14 protein-coding genes are annotated in these 16,897 nt (G+C 42.2%); 8 read left to right on the plus strand and 6 right to left on the minus strand.

All coding sequences use genetic code 11. From position 1 onward, the window contains the following. Positions 1-59: 59 nt before the first annotated feature. Positions 60-509, minus strand: a complete 450-nt coding sequence (locus DFQ12_RS11275; protein WP_120259317.1) for a VOC family protein — start codon at positions 507-509, stop codon at positions 60-62. A 212-nt stretch (positions 510-721) separates the two neighbouring features. On the opposite strand from DFQ12_RS11275, the gene DFQ12_RS11280 reads away from it, so the two are divergent. The 3 genes from DFQ12_RS11280 (at position 722) to DFQ12_RS11290 (ending at position 4,199) form a co-directional block, all read left to right on the plus strand. Continuing rightward, a complete protein-coding gene (locus DFQ12_RS11280; RefSeq protein WP_120259015.1) occupies positions 722-1,213 on the plus strand; it encodes a GNAT family N-acetyltransferase in 492 nt (163 codons plus the stop codon). Between the two features lie 52 nt (positions 1,214-1,265). Next, positions 1,266-2,162: a helix-turn-helix domain-containing protein gene (locus DFQ12_RS11285; RefSeq protein WP_120259016.1), complete on the plus strand. Its 897-nt coding sequence runs from the start codon at positions 1,266-1,268 to the stop codon at positions 2,160-2,162. 96 nt (positions 2,163-2,258) lie between these two features. Next, complete coding sequence (locus DFQ12_RS11290) at positions 2,259-4,199, plus strand: oleate hydratase (protein WP_120259318.1); 1,941 nt, start codon at positions 2,259-2,261, stop codon at positions 4,197-4,199. Between the two features lie 74 nt (positions 4,200-4,273). On the opposite strand, the gene DFQ12_RS11295 is transcribed toward DFQ12_RS11290, so the two are convergent. The 4 genes from DFQ12_RS11295 to DFQ12_RS11310 form a co-directional block, all read right to left on the minus strand. After that, the gene (locus tag DFQ12_RS11295; RefSeq protein ID WP_167457242.1) at positions 4,274-5,335 is read right to left on the minus strand and encodes a serine hydrolase domain-containing protein; all 1,062 of its coding nucleotides are present in this window, start codon (positions 5,333-5,335) and stop codon (positions 4,274-4,276) included. Between the two features lie 96 nt (positions 5,336-5,431). Further along, positions 5,432-6,106: a LytR/AlgR family response regulator transcription factor gene (locus DFQ12_RS11300; protein WP_120259018.1), complete on the minus strand. Its 675-nt coding sequence runs from the start codon at positions 6,104-6,106 to the stop codon at positions 5,432-5,434. 190 nt (positions 6,107-6,296) lie between these two features. Continuing rightward, the gene (locus DFQ12_RS11305; RefSeq protein ID WP_120259019.1) at positions 6,297-7,805 is read right to left on the minus strand and encodes a sensor histidine kinase; all 1,509 of its coding nucleotides are present in this window, start codon (positions 7,803-7,805) and stop codon (positions 6,297-6,299) included. Positions 7,806-8,029: 224 nt separating this feature from the next. Then, positions 8,030-8,596 (minus strand): Crp/Fnr family transcriptional regulator, encoded by a 567-nt coding sequence (locus tag DFQ12_RS11310; RefSeq protein WP_120259020.1) that lies wholly within the window; start codon positions 8,594-8,596, stop codon positions 8,030-8,032. 267 nt (positions 8,597-8,863) lie between these two features. Between DFQ12_RS11310 and DFQ12_RS11315 the strand changes: the two genes are divergently transcribed. After that, a complete protein-coding gene (locus tag DFQ12_RS11315) occupies positions 8,864-9,556 on the plus strand; it encodes an HAD family hydrolase (RefSeq protein ID WP_120259021.1) in 693 nt (230 codons plus the stop codon). 63 nt (positions 9,557-9,619) lie between these two features. Here the strand turns inward: DFQ12_RS11315 and DFQ12_RS11320 are convergent, their stop codons facing one another. Further along, positions 9,620-10,144 (minus strand): DinB family protein, encoded by a 525-nt coding sequence (locus DFQ12_RS11320; protein ID WP_120259022.1) that lies wholly within the window; start codon positions 10,142-10,144, stop codon positions 9,620-9,622. A gap of 224 nt (positions 10,145-10,368) precedes the next feature. On the opposite strand from DFQ12_RS11320, the gene DFQ12_RS11325 reads away from it, so the two are divergent. From DFQ12_RS11325 to DFQ12_RS11340, 4 genes are all read left to right on the plus strand, one after another. Next, positions 10,369-11,049 (plus strand): response regulator transcription factor, encoded by a 681-nt coding sequence (locus tag DFQ12_RS11325; protein ID WP_120259023.1) that lies wholly within the window; start codon positions 10,369-10,371, stop codon positions 11,047-11,049. Next, positions 11,049-12,425 (plus strand): HAMP domain-containing sensor histidine kinase, encoded by a 1,377-nt coding sequence (locus DFQ12_RS11330; RefSeq protein ID WP_120259024.1) that lies wholly within the window; start codon positions 11,049-11,051, stop codon positions 12,423-12,425. Before DFQ12_RS11325 ends, DFQ12_RS11330 begins: the two co-directional genes overlap by 1 nt. Before the next feature lie 162 nt (positions 12,426-12,587). Then, positions 12,588-13,733 (plus strand): efflux RND transporter periplasmic adaptor subunit, encoded by a 1,146-nt coding sequence (locus DFQ12_RS11335; RefSeq protein ID WP_120259025.1) that lies wholly within the window; start codon positions 12,588-12,590, stop codon positions 13,731-13,733. A gap of 25 nt (positions 13,734-13,758) precedes the next feature. After that, positions 13,759-16,884, plus strand: a complete 3,126-nt coding sequence (locus DFQ12_RS11340; RefSeq protein WP_120259026.1) for an efflux RND transporter permease subunit — start codon at positions 13,759-13,761, stop codon at positions 16,882-16,884. Positions 16,885-16,897 lie beyond the last annotated feature (13 nt).

The raw sequence follows: 16,897 nt of genomic DNA on the forward strand, positions 1-16,897 counted from the left end.
GCGGCCAGTCAACCTCCTTTCATAAAAAATAAGCGGCTAATAAAATAACCGCTTATTTTTTATTCCTGCTGCAACCAACCCTCGTAGGACATTACCCCCAGTTCTGGCCTCCCCTCGCCTTCCAATAGGGCAATAAATTCCAATTGATTTCCATCTGGATCGTTAAAATAAATTGCCAATGCCGGCATCCAGGCAAATACCATTGGTTTTTCTACACCATCTTTCAAAAAATTGTAAGGCTGCAAATCCCTTTCTTTGAGATAGTCTACTGCGTAATTCAAGATATCTTCTTTACTGGCTCTAAAAGCAAAATGCCGCGGTTGAAAATTTGCTTCCTCCTGCCAGAGTCCCAGCATATATTCCTTACCTGTACCGACCCACAAAAAGACGATAGGTCGATTGGGATCACGATGTGCAATCCGCAGACCAAGCACCTTCGTATAAAAATTGACAGACTCCTCCAGATTACGTACCTGGATATGCGTTTCATATAATCCTGTTATCTTCATTGTTTCAATAGTTAAATGTGATCCGGTTTCCATACATCATTCCAAACTTTTGTTGGTATGAACCGATGTATTTATTCCTCTATGACAATTTAAGTTAAATTCCGATCTCCCAATTGGCAAAATCAGAAATAAGACAGAAAAATGATTATTTGAAGTCCAACTTTTGATTTAATAGAAAAACAACCTTATCTTGTGTAGAAGACACATTAGCCATGTACAACACACTAGAATTAAAAAAATACACAGCCGAAGATTTCGCTCTTTTTAGAGAACTTACCAAAGACGATGAGATCATGAAATATATTTCAGGCAAGGGATTGACAGCTGAGCAGGCCGAGAAAAAATTCGCTTCAATTCTCGAAATCAATACAGATCCATTATTGGGCTATTTTATGGTGATAGATTCCGATAGCCAATTATTTTTGGGCGACTGCAAATTGGTCAACTATAAAAAAGATCCAACCGTATTTGAAATCGGTTATTTGCTTAAAAAGGAGTTTTGGCGTAAAGGTCTCGGTACCAAAATCTGTGAATCTCTGCTGGCCATGGCCAAAAGCATCGACGCCAATAAGGATGTGATCGGCATCATTGACCCCGATAATGCTGCCTCCAGACAATTACTGACAAAGTTTGGGTTCCAAAGCTACTTTGTTGGTATCGAAGATGAGGTTGCTACAGAAAAGCTTATTTTAAAACGCACATAACCTATTTTATCCAACCGAAAGAATAGGATCTATTGCACATGACAATCCCCCTATGAAGTTTAGTATCAAGATCAATCCAAATACACACGACAGCCTACAAGACACTTTATCTTTCTTTGGTGTAGATTGCAATCGCCCTTACTACATCTCATCTGGCAATCCCCTTTTCGAATACCCCAGAAATTCCTTCCGTATTGATTTTTACGCCATTTGCATTTGCACGGCCGGAACGATTACAGTAGAAATTGATAATCAAGAATATACACTAGCACAGCATAGCCTACTTGTTTCAGCACCTTCCACCATCATCAAATTTACAGCGGTCAGCAAGGATTTCAGAATGAAACTACTTTTCTTTGACAAGTTGTTTCTACTTAAAAACATTGCCAACCCATTTTTTATAGAAAAACTGGGACTATTCAACAATGCGACATTCGCAATTATACCCGAGGCAGAAAAACTCGCCGGAAAATTATTAAGGCTCCTAGAATATTTAAGAGAGGTAACCCTCAGGGCGACACGTTTTACCCCCGACATTATTCGCACCATTATATTTAACCTGCTGCTAGAAATAGCCGATGTGCTCGCCGTGGAGGACCAACATGCAGTTGAAACAATTCAGGAGGCCAATAGCCTCTACTTTAAGTTTACGGATCTGGTACAGCAACACTGCAGCCAATCCAAAGATGTGAAATATTACGCCGATCGGTTATTTATTTCAAACAAATACCTGATTAGTATTGTTAAGAAGGCATCTGGAAAGACGCCACATGAAATCATAGACGAAAATTTGCTCAAAGAAGCGTATGCCCTACTCGGAAATCCGGAGAAGACCATTTCCGACATCGCCTACGCCATAGGCTTCAATTCGATCTCTGCATTTGGCCGTTTTTTCAAAAAGTACTCCATGTTATCGCCTTCTGAATATCGAAAAAGACAAAATATGTAAAAAAAGGAAATTCGGTAGAACAATAGCGAATTTGAGGGCATAAATGATCTAAGGAGTATGGCTAACTTTACTCAAGAATTAAAAACAATAAGAATCATGAAAGAAATCACCTCAAAATTCGACAAAGTATTAAATGCATCTGCTGAATATGGAAATGTAAATCATGAACCGGATTCAAGCACAGAACAACAACGTAACACGCCTAAAAAGGCAATGCCTTTTTCAGATCAGATAGGAAATTACCAACGCAATAAAGGTATACCGAACAAATCCTACAAAGACAGCAAAATCTATATTGTCGGTAGCGGGATTGCGGGTATGTCTGCGGCATACTATTTCATCCGTGATGGACATGTCCCTGCGGAAAATATCACCTTCCTGGAGCAGTTACATATCGAAGGCGGATCCCTGGATGGTGCCGGCAATGCCAAGGATGGTTATGTCATCCGTGGTGGACGTGAAATGGACATGACTTACGAAAATCTATGGGATATGTTTCAGGATATTCCAGCATTGGAAATGCCAGCTCCCTACAGTGTACTTGACGAATATAGATTGATCAACGACAACGATTCCAACTATTCAAAAGCAAGACTTATCCATAATCTTGGTGAAATCAAAGATTTTAGCAAATTTGGGTTGGCCAAAAAAGATCAACTTGCAATTATCAAACTCCTGCTGAAAAAGAAAGAAGAATTGGATGACCTGACAATTGAAGATTATTTCAGCGAATCTTTCCTGAGCAGTAATTTCTGGACCTTTTGGCGGACCATGTTTGCTTTTGAAAACTGGCATAGCTTATTGGAATTGAAACTGTACATGCATCGCTTCCTTCATGCAATTGATGGATTAAACGACCTTTCTTCCCTTGTATTTCCTAAATACAATCAATACGATACCTTTGTCACCCCATTACGCAAGGTGTTACAAGATAAAGGTGTTAAGATCCAGTTTAATGTACTGGTCAAAGATCTTGACATACAAAACAACACCGAAGGAAAAACCGTTGCGGGTATCATTACCGAACAAGATGGTCAGGAAGTACGTATCCCACTAGGTCCAAATGACTTTGTCATTGTCACGACCGGTTCAATGACCGAAGACACCTTCTATGGTGATAATACCAAAGCACCAATCATCGGTATAGACAACAGTACCAGTGGACAGAGTGCCGGCTGGAAACTCTGGAAAAATTTGGCTGCTAAATCAGCTATTTTTGGTAAACCCGAAAAATTCTGCAGCAACATTGAAAAGTCAGCCTGGGAATCTGCTACCCTGACCTGTAAACCCTCGGCTTTGATAGAAAAATTAAAGGGCTATTCGGTCAATGATCCCTATTCAGGAAAAACAGTCACCGGCGGTATTATTACAATTACAGACTCCAACTGGTTGATGAGCTTTACCTGTAACAGACAGCCACACTTCCCTGGCCAGCCCGACGATGTCCTTGTACTTTGGGTTTATGCCCTATTTATGGACAAACAAGGAAATTATATTAAAAAGACTATGCCTGAATGTACCGGAGATGAAATTTTGGCCGAACTATGTCATCATCTGGGAATCATTGATCAATTGGATGATGTCATCAAAAATACCATCGTTCGCACGACATTTATGCCCTATATCACATCGATGTTTATGCCTCGTGCTAAAGGCGATCGCCCAAGAGTCGTTCCAAATGGCTGTAAAAATCTAGGTCTCGTTGGACAGTTCGTCGAAACCAACAACGATGTCGTATTTACCATGGAAAGCTCTGTCAGAACTGCACGTATAGCTGTATATGAGCTCTTGAATCTCAACAAGCAAGTGCCTGATATCAATCCTTTACAATATGATATCCGTCATTTGTTGAAAGCCGCACGGACACTCAATGATGATAAGCCGTTCATCGGCGAAGGACTATTGCGTAAAATCCTGAAAGGATCTTATTTTGAACATATTCTTCCGGGAGGAGATGAAGAAAATGAAGATCATGAATCATTTTTGGCCGAGCAGTTCGGTAAATTCAGAGATTGGTTAAAAGGAATTAAGGGTTAATTCTAATCCCCACGCCAAATCGCCTATGTCTTTAGAAAAGACATAGGCGATTTTATTTTCAATCCGCAGACATGCTAATTCGCATATACTGCATTTAGCCAGCCAAAAACAGATTTGTTTTGGGCACTTGGATTCATGGGCTTAGGCAGTTTAAGTACAGCAAGCAGCGCGTCAAATGCATCCGCAATCAATAGATCATCACGATTGCTAAATAAAGTGATAACAAGGTCTTTCTGCTGATCTAAATAAACAATATTATGGAAGCCCGTTGATTCTCCCGAATGGAAGAACAGCCTATTTCCCTCCAAAGGATAGATAAACCAGCCTAAATTGTAGGAAACACCATCTTTTACCGGAAGGCGTTCTGTTTCCAGAAAATCCTGTATAACAGCTTCGGGAAAACGCTTGTGAAGCAAATAATTGGCCCATTGATGGTACTCCAAAGCCGATAGATAAACTCCGCCATCACCTTGAGTCGCACTGGTCACACTCTGATCGGCAAAAACAAAGGTATCCCCCTTAGGATGATAACCGAAAGCCCGGTTGGGGATATTTGAATCAACAGTATAAACGATTCCATCACGGATACCATTCGGCAGAAACAAATGCTTTTTTACAAATGCCGCAAAAGACTCCTTTGCCACCTTTTCCACAATCAAAGCCAACAGGCAATAGCCCGTATTGCTGTACCTGAATTGACTCCCCGAGGGAAAATAAACAGTATCGGTCTGCCGGATATAATCCAGCACATCTTTATCCGAAACCTGTGCTGTTCGATCACTTGGTATCAATGCCTCATAATCCATTATTCCCGAACGGTGTTGGAGTAATTGAGCGACGGTAATACCCTGCAAAGCCAAGGGCAAATCGTCAAAGAAAAGTCCCAATTGATTCGTTGATTTTAGCTTTCCCTGAGCAAATAAACTGCAAATAGCTTGCGCTGTCACCTGCTTACTGACAGAGGCCATCCGAAAATGGGTCTTTTCTGTGATCTTTTGTTTCGTTTTTAGATCCGCTATTCCGACTGCATAGTGGTAACGGATCTGTCCATGCTGACTAATCGCAACAGCTATCCCAGGTTCATTTTCCTTAGAATAATAGCTGGAAAGCGTTTTATCTAATAAAGATTTCTCCATATTTTGTCCCGTCGCATAGCTAGTTACACACATAAAAAATAAAACGAGTTTTAGGTACATGATACTATAGTGCTGCATTGCTTTTATTTTTGTGTATTAATACAATTTAAGATCTGTATAGGTGGTACCAATAGGTATTATTCTGTCAGCTATCCAGATCTGGGCGCGATCAAACTTTGTCATTTTGCCTTTTGCAACAATAAATGCCCTGTGGCAACGCACAAAATCAGACTTTGGCAGCAATTCGCTGAGCTCACTGATGGTGATCCTTGAGCTAATCAGTTTATCCGACAGATGTATTTGCGTATAGTTACCGGAAGCTTCGATATAGTGTATATCTTCAAATTCGATCTTTACATGTTCATAGCCATCTTTTACAAAAAAATAGCCCTTGTTGGTCTCAGCCTTTGCAGATCTCAGATGGTACAATTCATGTGCTTTGTTGCAGGCCTTTAGAAATCGAGCCATGGAAAAAGGCTTTAACAGATAATCAATTGCGTCAAGTTCAAAGCTCAGCAAAGCATGTTCGGAATAAGCGGTTGTAAAAATAATCATGGGAACCGTACTCAGGCTTTTCAGAAACTCGATACCTGAAATATCAGGCATCTTAATATCCAGAAAAATCAGATCAACATGTTGCCGCTGTAAATAACTGATTGCCATAAATGCATCTGTGAATGTTTCTCTCAATTCAATAAAGGGAACTTTTGACGTGTGATGGCTAATGACCTCCAACGCCAACGGCTCATCATCTATCGCTATGGCTATCATACAAATTATTGGTTTAAAATCTTGTCAAGCTGCTCGTAAAGCTGCTGTCCATGACTCGGTCGAAGCGCTTTTTCAACGACCAATTTTCCTGTTTTATCAAATATAAAATATTGTGGGTAATATTCCGCTTTGTCCTTGGCATTTCGTAGCAGCTCTTTCCAAAAGGGATCTATCTGTTCCCTATTTTTACCTAGTCAATATGTAAGGTCAAATGGATAAAAAATTCCTGTGCATTTTCACGAATGATCAGCTCATGCCTGTCCTTATACAACAGCAATAGGCGTTTCCGTACATTGTCAAGCCCCACGCCGCTTTTTAACTTTTCAGGATCATTGTCATTTTTGAGATTGATACTGTTACTGACATCAAAGAATAGCACATTCCCCCTGACCTGTAAGGAAATTTTGATATACGAGGGTTTCTGTAAACTAATACCATGTTTGAACGCATTCTCAACAAAAGGAATAAGCAACATCGGGGTAATTTGGTGATTTTCAAACTGCTCTTCAATCAACGTTTCGATCTTAATATCGGCAGATTGTGAGGTCCGAAGAGTTTGCAATGCGATATAATTATTCAGGTATTCGACCTCTCGGATCAGCGAAATCTTATCCTGTGTGTTCTCATGAAGCATAAACCGCATCATGTCACCCAACCGCTGGATGCCCTCCCCTGTCCGTTCGGCTTTTTCCTGCAAAGCGGTACCATACAATGTATTTAATGCGTTAAACAGGAAATGTGGATTGATCTGTGACTTTAAGAAGTTGAGATTAGCATCCGATTTACCCAGTTCGGTACGTAGTGAGGTCAACTCAGAATTTTGTAAAACACGTTTTCTATACAAAAACCATGAAAGTGGAATACTGACCAATAACTGTGTAGGTAGATGAAACAACGCTACGATAAAAATTACTTCGGAGGTCCGATTGAAGAAGAACAACGCCAAAATACATAAGGGTAACATGAGGACCAAACTAATGACAAAGATGTGCCAAAAATAGCTACTAAATTTCTTTTGCTGCCTATACAGTTCAGGCAATAGGTAGTAAAGCGAATAAATCACAATACCAACTGCAGAGAGCACCACCATGGTCCAGAGAATCGTAAGCTGAAAATTTGATCTGGATATAATCCATAAAAATAATCCTACAAACCAAAAGCTGATCCCTAAAGCGAGATCTATTTTCATCTGTCTTTGTCCTGTGACATTTCCATCCATATTTTTGAGCAGATAGGCTATAAAATACTTCACGCAGGTATAGACCGAAATAAGGATGACCATTAATGCCGTCTTATTAAATGCATCAAAAAACAGGCTATTATATCCCTGTTGAATTGTCTTATAGGCCAACAACTCATAGGTATGACTATATGTCTTAGCAATACCTAGAACAAGGCTAACGACAGCTATCAGCAGAACGATCAGGGAGTAATTGAATGCTTCGCGTTTCCTATCAATAATTGCGGGGATCAGTATAAAATTCAGCGCCAAAAAACTTAGATAGACCGCTAAAATATAAAGGAACTTGGGCACAAAAAAGTTAAAGAAATAGGAATAGCTTATGCCTACGGTAATGAATTGTTCATGGATACCACCATCATTCCTTTGATTGGTGTCTGATACAAGGTTATAGCTGAATATAATAAAAAGCAGCGTTGCTAACCAGAATTCTACTTTTCGAAAATCTTTTAGTTTCATAATGTAATCAATTATTCATTTGTGTTTGCATTTAATGGTATTCATGAATGCTTCACATTTTGTTGTTAAATGGTCAAATGGAATATCCAGTTTTTCTTCGCATTGTTTGTGCCTTTCCAACATGGATATTTCATCTACGATTGGTTTTGATGATACAATACTAATAGAAATGAAAAGTTAAATAGAAAAAATGTGACGAATGCCCTAAAAAATGGGATGGGTAATTATTCTAGGAATTTCTTAAGTTCCCGATTGAGGCTTCTGACCGAAATACCGAGATAGGCAGCCATATCCTCTTTCTTGATCGCAATATCCTGCTGGGATTGGATTTCCAATAAACGATGTAAACTATGTTCCAGACTGTATAACTGCTGGTAAGATGCCCGGCTCGAGGTATGCACAATACGTTGTGCCATCACATCCAGCAACATATTGCTCCATGTGATATCTCTTTCCAATAGCTCCCTAAAATACGTTTTGGAAAATGCATAGACCGTCACATCGGTCATGGCCTGTATACTACACAGACTGGGAATATGACGAATGCTTTCGATCTCCCCAACGATTTCCCCGACCGAAAGAAATTCAACGATATACTCCTTGTCATTGGCCTCGGTAAAATAACACTTGGCTATCCCTTCACTGATAACCATAACCTTGGTGGATGCTGTCCCCTGATCATATAAGTTTTGCCCCTTAGTATACTTTCTGACCACAATATCTTCCTGACGCTGCTGCTGAGCGTAAAGTGTTATCGTACGATCCAAAAATGATTGATTTGTTCTTAACATAATGATCCGGGACAAATGTCCTTTTAATAATGATTTCCTTTTGAGAAATTAGCTTCATAAAATTACAAAAGTAGATTTAAAAACAGCATGATTTATTCAAGACGACTCTTCGATGTGAGTGGGTTAGATGAACTCTTGAATACTTATGCGCCGAAGGCAGCGTGAACCGAGCGCAGCGAGCTCACGAATACCTTAAAATACCAACTTAATGAGTAAACGAGCTCATGAAGACCATTGAAAATAATTGATGAACAACTAATGATACAAATGAAAAATAAGATAACAACCATCGCTTTTGATGCCGACGATACCCTCTGGGCCAATGAATCCTATTTTCAGGAAGCAGAAAGACAATTTTGCCTGCTTTTAGAAAACTACCTTCCACAACATACCGTCTCACAGGAGCTCTTCGCTACCGAGATGAAGAATCTGCACTTATACGGCTATGGGATCAAAGGCTTTATGTTGTGTATGATTGAGACCGCCAATCGAATCTCGGAAAACAGGCTGCCCGTTGAGATCATTAATCAAATTATAGCGATCGGACATGAACTCTTGCAGAAGCCCATTGAATTGCTTCCCGGTGTGACTGAAACGCTGACCCAGCTAAAGGGCAATTACAGACTGGTCGTTGCGACCAAGGGTGATCTCTTGGATCAGGAACGGAAGTTAAAAAATTCGGGACTGGAAGACAATTTTCACCATATCGAAATCATGAGCGATAAAAGAGAAAAAGACTATCGTAAGTTACTCAAGCATCTGGATTGCGCACCTGATCGCTTTATGATGCTGGGCAATTCCCTCAAATCCGATATCCTTCCGGTACTCGAGCTCGGCGGGTTTGGTGTTCATATTCCCTATCATGTGACCTGGACACATGAACAGCATGAGGTTAATTTAGAACACGAACGCTTTATTGCCCTTCAACGAGTCGATGAGATCCTGACACATCTGGGCTAAAGGCATTTGAACAGCGTAAGCTAGCACATTGTCTACAAAACACTAGCTTATGCTGTTTGACGCTTAATAGGTCATCTGCTCGTCCATTTCATATTTCATACTCGGATAACCGAGTATACGTCGCATCAATGCCATCTGACCGCAGAGATAATCCTGCCGTCCAATGCACATCCCTATAAAATTGAGTTTGTTCTCCTCGACAAAAGGAACGTTCATATCAATTTTGAAAATCTCCGCCAATTGCGCATCGTCTACTTCCAACAGACGCTGATAGACTTTTGGGGAAATGGCATAGAAACTATCTTTCAATTCTTTTAAACTTGGGTAGTTAAATTGTTCATCCAATGTTTTACCCATAAAAAATAAGTCGTGGTAGGGATCTTCCTCCTGAAGGCCCAAAATGTATGCAATCCCATAACGTACATTGACAAAGTTACCGGCCATCCACACCATGTGGTTGGTCTGCCCGTTGATACGTTGACGTGCGTGCTCCTCCGTAATACCATCCAAAACATTGATAAAACTTTGACTGTGCATCCGATACGCAGGAATAATGACTTCTAATTTTGCTGATTTTGGTTTATCCATTGCTCATTGATCTATAGGTGCCAGGCACCTGGTTATTCATCAAAGTTAGCTGATTTAGCGCATGCTACTCTTGTCGTATGGCAAGAATATGAACTTATTGAAAAGAGCAGCCGTTAAATAGTGAAACCAAGGTAAATTTGATAACTTTGTCCTATACCGTCCATACGCTTTGGTCGAAGTCAATATTGAGGTTGAAGTATTAACGAATAATCTTTCGCTGTTGTATGAAGATTCTTTTAGTCGAAGATGATGTCCGTGTCGCGGGACTAATAAAACGCGGGCTGGATGAAAACGAATTTCAGACCGACATTGCCTATGATGGTATTTCAGGAAAGAAAATGGCCCTGCAGCACGATTTCGATCTGATTATTACCGATATCGTATTACCCAAGATGGACGGACTTGATCTCTGTAAGGAAATCCGCCATATCAAACCCGACCTGCCCATCATCATGCTTACCGCACTCGGTACCACAGATGACAAAATCGAAGGTTTTGATGCTGGGGCGGACGATTATCTAGTCAAACCTTTCGAAATGCGGGAGCTATTGGCGCGGATACGGGTGCTGCTCAAACGCTATCAGAAACAGGACAGCACTACAGGAACCATCCTGCGCTATGCGGATCTGGAAATGAATCTGCATACCAAAAATGTCAGACGCAACAATATCGATATCAATCTGACACCCAAAGAATTCAAACTACTCCACTACCTGCTACTGCACCCCGAACGTGTATTGTCAAGAATGGAGATTGCCGAAAAAGTTTGGGAAACCCATTTCGATACCGGCACGAATTTTATTGATGTCTATATCAATTACCTCCGAAAAAAAGTAGACAAGGATTTTGATAAAAAATATATCCACACCAAATCTGGGATGGGCTTTATTTTAAAACAGGACTAATGCAGATCAGAACGCGAATTACCATACTTTTTACAGTCGTCACAGCGACCATCCTGATGGTATTTGCCTGCACGGTTTATTATTCGGCCGTAGAGAATCGGGAGAATGAATTTTATGCCCTCCTCAAAAAAGAAGCCTACACCAAAGCAAATCTGTTTTTAAATGCACAGGTAGACAGAAAAACACTGCAAGATATCTACCACAACAACCGAAAAATTCTCAACGAGGTTGAAGTAGCCATCTATGACACCCGTTTTAAGCTATTGTACCATGATGCCGTAGACATTGATTTTGTCAAGGAGACGCCGGCTATGTTGCGGGATGTTGTCAAAAAAAAGGAAATTGGCTTTTATCAGGACAAATGGCAGGTGATCGGCATTACCTATGCATACAACAACGCGAATTTCATCATCACTGCTGCCGCTTATGATCAGTATGGTTACAATAAACTTCAAAATCTGTTATCGACCATCATTATTGTTTTTATTTTTGCGGTCTTTTTAAGCTATGCCGCCGGAATATTTTTCTCAAAAAAAGTATTCCGTCCGATTCAGGCCATGACGCAAAAAGTCAAAAACATATCGGCCAATAGCTTGGATGCAAGACTTCAGAGCACAGGTAATAAAGATGAGCTATCCGAACTGGCAAACACCTTTAACGATATGCTGAACCGTCTTGAAAACTCCTTTGATGGCCAAAAGCACTTTGTCTCCAATATTTCCCACGAACTGCGTACGCCTTTGGCAGCAATGATTACCGAACTCGAAATTTCCACGAATAAAGACCGAAGCACCGCTGAATACAAGGTTATCATTGACAACACGCTAAACGACGCCCAGAAACTTAAAAAACTGTTTAATAGTCTACTGGATTTTGCCAAGGCGAGTTACGATAGTTCAGAGATTTCCTTCAAAGCACTACGTGTCGATGAAATCCTGCTTGACGCCTGCCAGCAGATTTTGCAGGCCAATCCCGATTATAAACTCGACATTTTTATTGATCCCGCTCTGGAAGACGAGCAGATGATTTCGATTGTCGGCAATGAATACCTCCTCCAGGTCGCTTTTGTAAATTTAATTGAAAACGCCTGTAAGTTTTCCGATAACCAAAAATGTTCCATAGCGATTAAATCCAGTGGAACGTCTATACAACTAGAATTTAAAGATGACGGCATAGGAATCGAGCCTCAGGATCTTGAACGCATATTTACCCCTTTCTATCGCGGCAACAACAAAGCTTACAGTGAAGGGAATGGCATCGGTCTCTCACTGACCAAAAAGATTATTCTACTGCATCAAGGCGAAATTCTTGTCCGCTCAACGAAAGGTATCGGTAGTGTATTCCAGATCAATCTACCCCATCCATCAGCACTCTAATAAAATTCTAATATTTTTCTAAAGCCTCTCTAACTGCCTTCCAGCAGAGGCATGGATAGCTTTGCACCATAATTTTTTAGAAACAGAAACGCCGGTCATCAACCGCCCATTCACTGAACAGTTCTTGAATGGGTAGAAGATGGCTTTTAGAAACTAAAAACAATGGTTAACCGCGCTATCAAAATTCCTATCCATCCCCTTAGATTCATGGGCTGGATCGCTGCCCTCACGATCATGCAAGCATGCACTCAACGCTCCGCTGTACCTTCGGACGATTCCTCGGCCCTGCATTTCGCAGGTGACACCCTGACGATCAACGCACATGCGCCACTGCTGTCCAAGATCAAGTGTACCGCCGTCGTCCAGCAACCGCATCAGTTGACATTCAGCACCGCCGCTATGGTCAAAATCATCCCCAATAGTTATGTTGAAATCCCCATGCCCTTTGCGGGGCGGGTTGTCAGATCCTACGTGAGCCTGGGGCAGAAAGTAGCGGTCAATACAGCCTTATTTTCAATCAGTTCTTCGGATTATTTCGATGCACAACGAACATACCTTGAGGCCAAACAAACCTATGCCCTGGCAGCAAATGTTTTAAAACGTCAAAAAGATCTGCTTAGCCACGGTGTCGGTACACAAAAAGAACTTGAAGAAGCGGAAACCAATTTTGCCATTAGCAAGACGACGCTCAATAATGCGACAGCATCTTTAAAAATATATGACAACAACCCGGCGCAGGTCGTGCTAGGTCAGCCCCTGCTCGTCCGTTCACCCATCCATGGTGAAATCCTCAGCAATACCATTGTCCTTGGCCAATACAATAAAGAAGACGCTCCAGCTTTACTCCGGATTGCCGAACTGTCAAAAGTATGGGTTTCGGCCTATATCAAGGAAAAAGACCTCGGTGCCATAGATCAGATCCGCAGTGTCGAAGTGCAAATTGACAACCAGCCCACAAAAAGATTGCAAGGAAAGATTGTCCATATCAATCAGTTTGTCGACGAAGCAAATCGCAATATCGAAGTGCTGGTTGAATGCGACAATAAAGATCGGCTGCTCAAACCCGGTATGTATGTCAATACGCAATTTGAACAGCTAGCTGCTGCCAGTATATTTATTCCCGCGAAAGCTGTACTCCAATTTAATGATAAAAGCTTTGTCTGGGTACAGCTAGCACCGCACACATTTATGAGGCGATATGTACAGACCGGTGTCACCGAAAATGAGCAGATTCAGATTATACAGGGTCTGTCCAACGGTGAACAGATCATCGGTGAGGGCGCATTTTATCTACTAGCAAGCAACTAAATCTTTATCCAAAAATCGTATTACAATGAAACAACTTGTTAGCCAGATCATCGCCAAGAGATGGGTTATTGCAGCTGCTTTTCTCCTTATTGCATTTTTCGGGTATTATGCTTGGAAACAGCTTTCAGTTGAGGCTTATCCCGATATCGCAGACGTGTCCTCACAAATTGTCACTCAGGTGCCGGGCCTGGCCGCCGAGGAAATGGAGCAACAGATAACAATTCCCATTGAACAGACCATCAACGGATTACCCGGAATGGAAGTCATGCGTAGCAAAACCACCTTTGGACTATCCATGGTCACCATCGTGTTTAAAGATGGTGTTGACGACTACTGGGCCAGGGCCCGTATACAGGAACGCCTGGCAGATCTCAGTCTCCCCTACGGGGCAGTACCCGGATTAGATCCACTTACCTCGCCGACAGGAGAAATCTTTCGTTATATTCTCGAAAGCAATACCCAGGATCTACGGAAATTGACCGAACTCCAAAACTTTGTCATTATCCCTAAAATCAAACAGGTGGCGGGAGTAGCCGATGTAACCAATTTCGGGGGCATCACAACACAGTTTCAGGTCGAACTGGACCCTAAAAAACTCGATCAATATGAAGTTTCTCTAGGCGAAGTAACCGCAAAGATCGAGGCCAACAATGCCAATGCAGGAGGAAGCATGATGAACCGTGGCGACCAATCCTATGTGATCCGAGGTATCGGCCTTGTCAAATCGCTGGACGACCTCGGCAATATCGTTGTCAAATCGGTCAATGGAAACCGTATCTACATGCGGGATCTTGGACAGGTAAAGCTTGGCAACCTCGCGCGTAAAGGCGCCTTGGGCTACAGTGACAAACGTGGAGTAGACTATTCAGATAATATTGAAGGCATTGTACTGCTATTAAAGCATGAGAATCCCTCCAAGGTATTGGCCGGTGTAAATGCGGCGGTCGAGGAACTTAACAGTAAAATCCTTCCGAAAGATGTCAAAATACACGTGGTCCTGGATCGCACGAGCCTGGTCGACAACACCCTGCATACCGTATCCAAAACGCTGCTTGAAGGTATGGTGCTGGTTATCCTCGTACTGATTCTTTTTCTGGGGAGCTGGCGTGGTGCTCTATTGGTTGCCATCACCATTCCACTCTCGTTGTTGATCGCCTTTATATTGATGCATTTTACAGATATACCTGCTAATCTATTATCGCTAGGGGCGATAGATTTCGGAATTATCGTGGATGGTGCCATTGTTATGCTCGAAACCATTCTGAAAAAAAGGGAAGAAAAACCCGATGCTCCATTGGTCGAGCAGACCTTAACAACGAAAATTGCTGAAGTGGCCAAACCAATTTTCTTTGCCACCATCATTATTATCACAGCCTATCTTCCTCTTTTCGCTTTCGAACGGGTAGAAAAGAAACTGTTTACACCGATGGCCTATACCGTTGGTTATGCGCTATTGGGGGCTCTAGCGGTATCCTTGCTGTTGATTCCCGGACTGGCGTACCTCATCTACCGCAAACCACAAAAAGTTTATCACAATAGATGGCTGGAAAAATTAACGGCGCTTTACCATCAGCGGATCAAAAAAATAATGCTGCGTCCCAGACGAGTGTTTGTTCCCCTCGGCCTTGTTCTTTTAGCGACAGGACTACTGACAGCATCCGTGGGTAAAGATTTTTTGCCTACACTTGACGAAGGTTCGATCTGGTTACAGGTCTCCCTCCCTCCAGGCATCACGGTAGAGAAATCCAAAGAAATGAGCGACAGCCTGCGTGCGCGTACCTTGAAGTACGAAGAGATCTCCTATGTCATGGTACAGGCCGGACGAAATGATGATGGTACCGACGCCTGGACCCCTTCACACTTCGAAGTCAGTGTGGGTTTGAAGCCATACAAAACATGGAAATGGGGAAAAACCAAAACAGATCTCGTCAATGAACTGGCCGCAGAATATGCCCAAATGCCGGGCTATAATGTAGCTTTCTCACAACCGATGATCGATGGTGTCATGGACAAAATCGCGGGAGCACATAGCGAACTCGTGGTCAAACTTTTTGGGGATGATCTGAAAGAAACCCGGCGTGTTGCCGAAGACCTCATGACCACACTTAAAGGAGTGGAAGGCGCTGTTGACCTGGCCATTGACCAGGAGCCGCCACTCCCACAGTTGCAGATCATCGTTGACCGCGACAAAATTGCACAATATGGATTGAATATTTCGGATGTCACCGACCTGATTCAAATTGCAGTTGGTGGCAAAGCTGTATCTCAGGTCTATCAGGGGATTAAAGTATACGATATCACCTGTCAGTATGCTGAGAACGAGCGAAACTCGCCGGAAAAGATCGGCAATCTGATGTTGTATCCCGATAATGGCACACGCATCCCCTTGTCGCAAGTCGCCACGGTCAAACTCAATACCGGAGAAAGTACCATTTCACGCGAACGCAATAGCCGCCAGCTGACCGTCAGATTGAATGTACGGGGGCAAGATTTAGGTACTTTCCTGACCAAAGCCCAGCAGGCAATCGTGCAGAAGCTGAAATACGATCCACAGAAAATCAGACTGCAATGGGGTGGTCAATTTGAAAATCAGCATCGCGCCTACAGCCGACTGGCGGTCATCGTCCCCCTGACACTGGCGATTATATTTATCCTGCTGTATAGCACCTTCGGTTCTTTTGGACAGGCCGGCTTACTTATCGGCATTGTACCGCTGGCACTCTTTGGTGGAATGCTTGCGCTCAATATACGGAGTATGACCCTAAATGTATCTTCGGCAGTGGGTTTTATCGCTCTTTTTGGTGTTGCCATACAAAATGGTGTATTGATGCTTTCCCAGTTCAATGTGCTACGAAAAAATGGAATGGCCTTAGAAAAAGCTGTCATTGAAGGCGCTTTCAGTCGATTCCGCCCTGTACTGATGACCGCGACGGTGGCTATACTTGGCCTACTTCCAGCATCATTGGCGACAGGTATCGGATCAGATGTTCAACGGCCTCTGGCCACCGTGATCGTCTATGGTTTACTCTTTTCTACCCTGCTGACACTGTTTATGCTTCCACCCTTGTATTATCTGATGGAAAGAAGAAGGAAACACAGCAGTGGGTCCGGACCATCAACCGATCACATACAAGCGGAGACAAATTCCTAAAATCAAAACCACA

Origin of the sequence: Sphingobacterium detergens (genome assembly GCF_003610355.1) — a bacterium.
In the GTDB taxonomy this organism is placed as follows: Bacteria; Bacteroidota; Bacteroidia; order Sphingobacteriales; family Sphingobacteriaceae; genus Sphingobacterium; species Sphingobacterium detergens.

What these genes read in the sequence shown, in the direction of transcription:
- DFQ12_RS11275 (WP_120259317.1), bottom strand. Translation starts at nt 509, where the DNA reads ATGAAGATAACAGGATTATATGAAACGCATATCCAGGTACGTAATCTG.
- DFQ12_RS11280 (WP_120259015.1), top strand. Translation starts at nt 722, where the DNA reads ATGTACAACACACTAGAATTAAAAAAATACACAGCCGAAGATTTCGCT.
- DFQ12_RS11285 (WP_120259016.1), top strand. Translation starts at nt 1,266, where the DNA reads ATGAAGTTTAGTATCAAGATCAATCCAAATACACACGACAGCCTACAA.
- DFQ12_RS11290 (WP_120259318.1), top strand. Translation starts at nt 2,259, where the DNA reads ATGAAAGAAATCACCTCAAAATTCGACAAAGTATTAAATGCATCTGCT.
- DFQ12_RS11295 (WP_167457242.1), bottom strand. Translation starts at nt 5,335, where the DNA reads ATGGAGAAATCTTTATTAGATAAAACGCTTTCCAGCTATTATTCTAAG.
- DFQ12_RS11300 (WP_120259018.1), bottom strand. Translation starts at nt 6,106, where the DNA reads ATGATAGCCATAGCGATAGATGATGAGCCGTTGGCGTTGGAGGTCATT.
- DFQ12_RS11305 (WP_120259019.1), bottom strand. Translation starts at nt 7,805, where the DNA reads ATGAAACTAAAAGATTTTCGAAAAGTAGAATTCTGGTTAGCAACGCTG.
- DFQ12_RS11310 (WP_120259020.1), bottom strand. Translation starts at nt 8,596, where the DNA reads ATGTTAAGAACAAATCAATCATTTTTGGATCGTACGATAACACTTTAC.
- DFQ12_RS11315 (WP_120259021.1), top strand. Translation starts at nt 8,864, where the DNA reads ATGAAAAATAAGATAACAACCATCGCTTTTGATGCCGACGATACCCTC.
- DFQ12_RS11320 (WP_120259022.1), bottom strand. Translation starts at nt 10,144, where the DNA reads ATGGATAAACCAAAATCAGCAAAATTAGAAGTCATTATTCCTGCGTAT.
- DFQ12_RS11325 (WP_120259023.1), top strand. Translation starts at nt 10,369, where the DNA reads ATGAAGATTCTTTTAGTCGAAGATGATGTCCGTGTCGCGGGACTAATA.
- DFQ12_RS11330 (WP_120259024.1), top strand. Translation starts at nt 11,049, where the DNA reads ATGCAGATCAGAACGCGAATTACCATACTTTTTACAGTCGTCACAGCG.
- DFQ12_RS11335 (WP_120259025.1), top strand. Translation starts at nt 12,588, where the DNA reads ATGGTTAACCGCGCTATCAAAATTCCTATCCATCCCCTTAGATTCATG.
- DFQ12_RS11340 (WP_120259026.1), top strand. Translation starts at nt 13,759, where the DNA reads ATGAAACAACTTGTTAGCCAGATCATCGCCAAGAGATGGGTTATTGCA.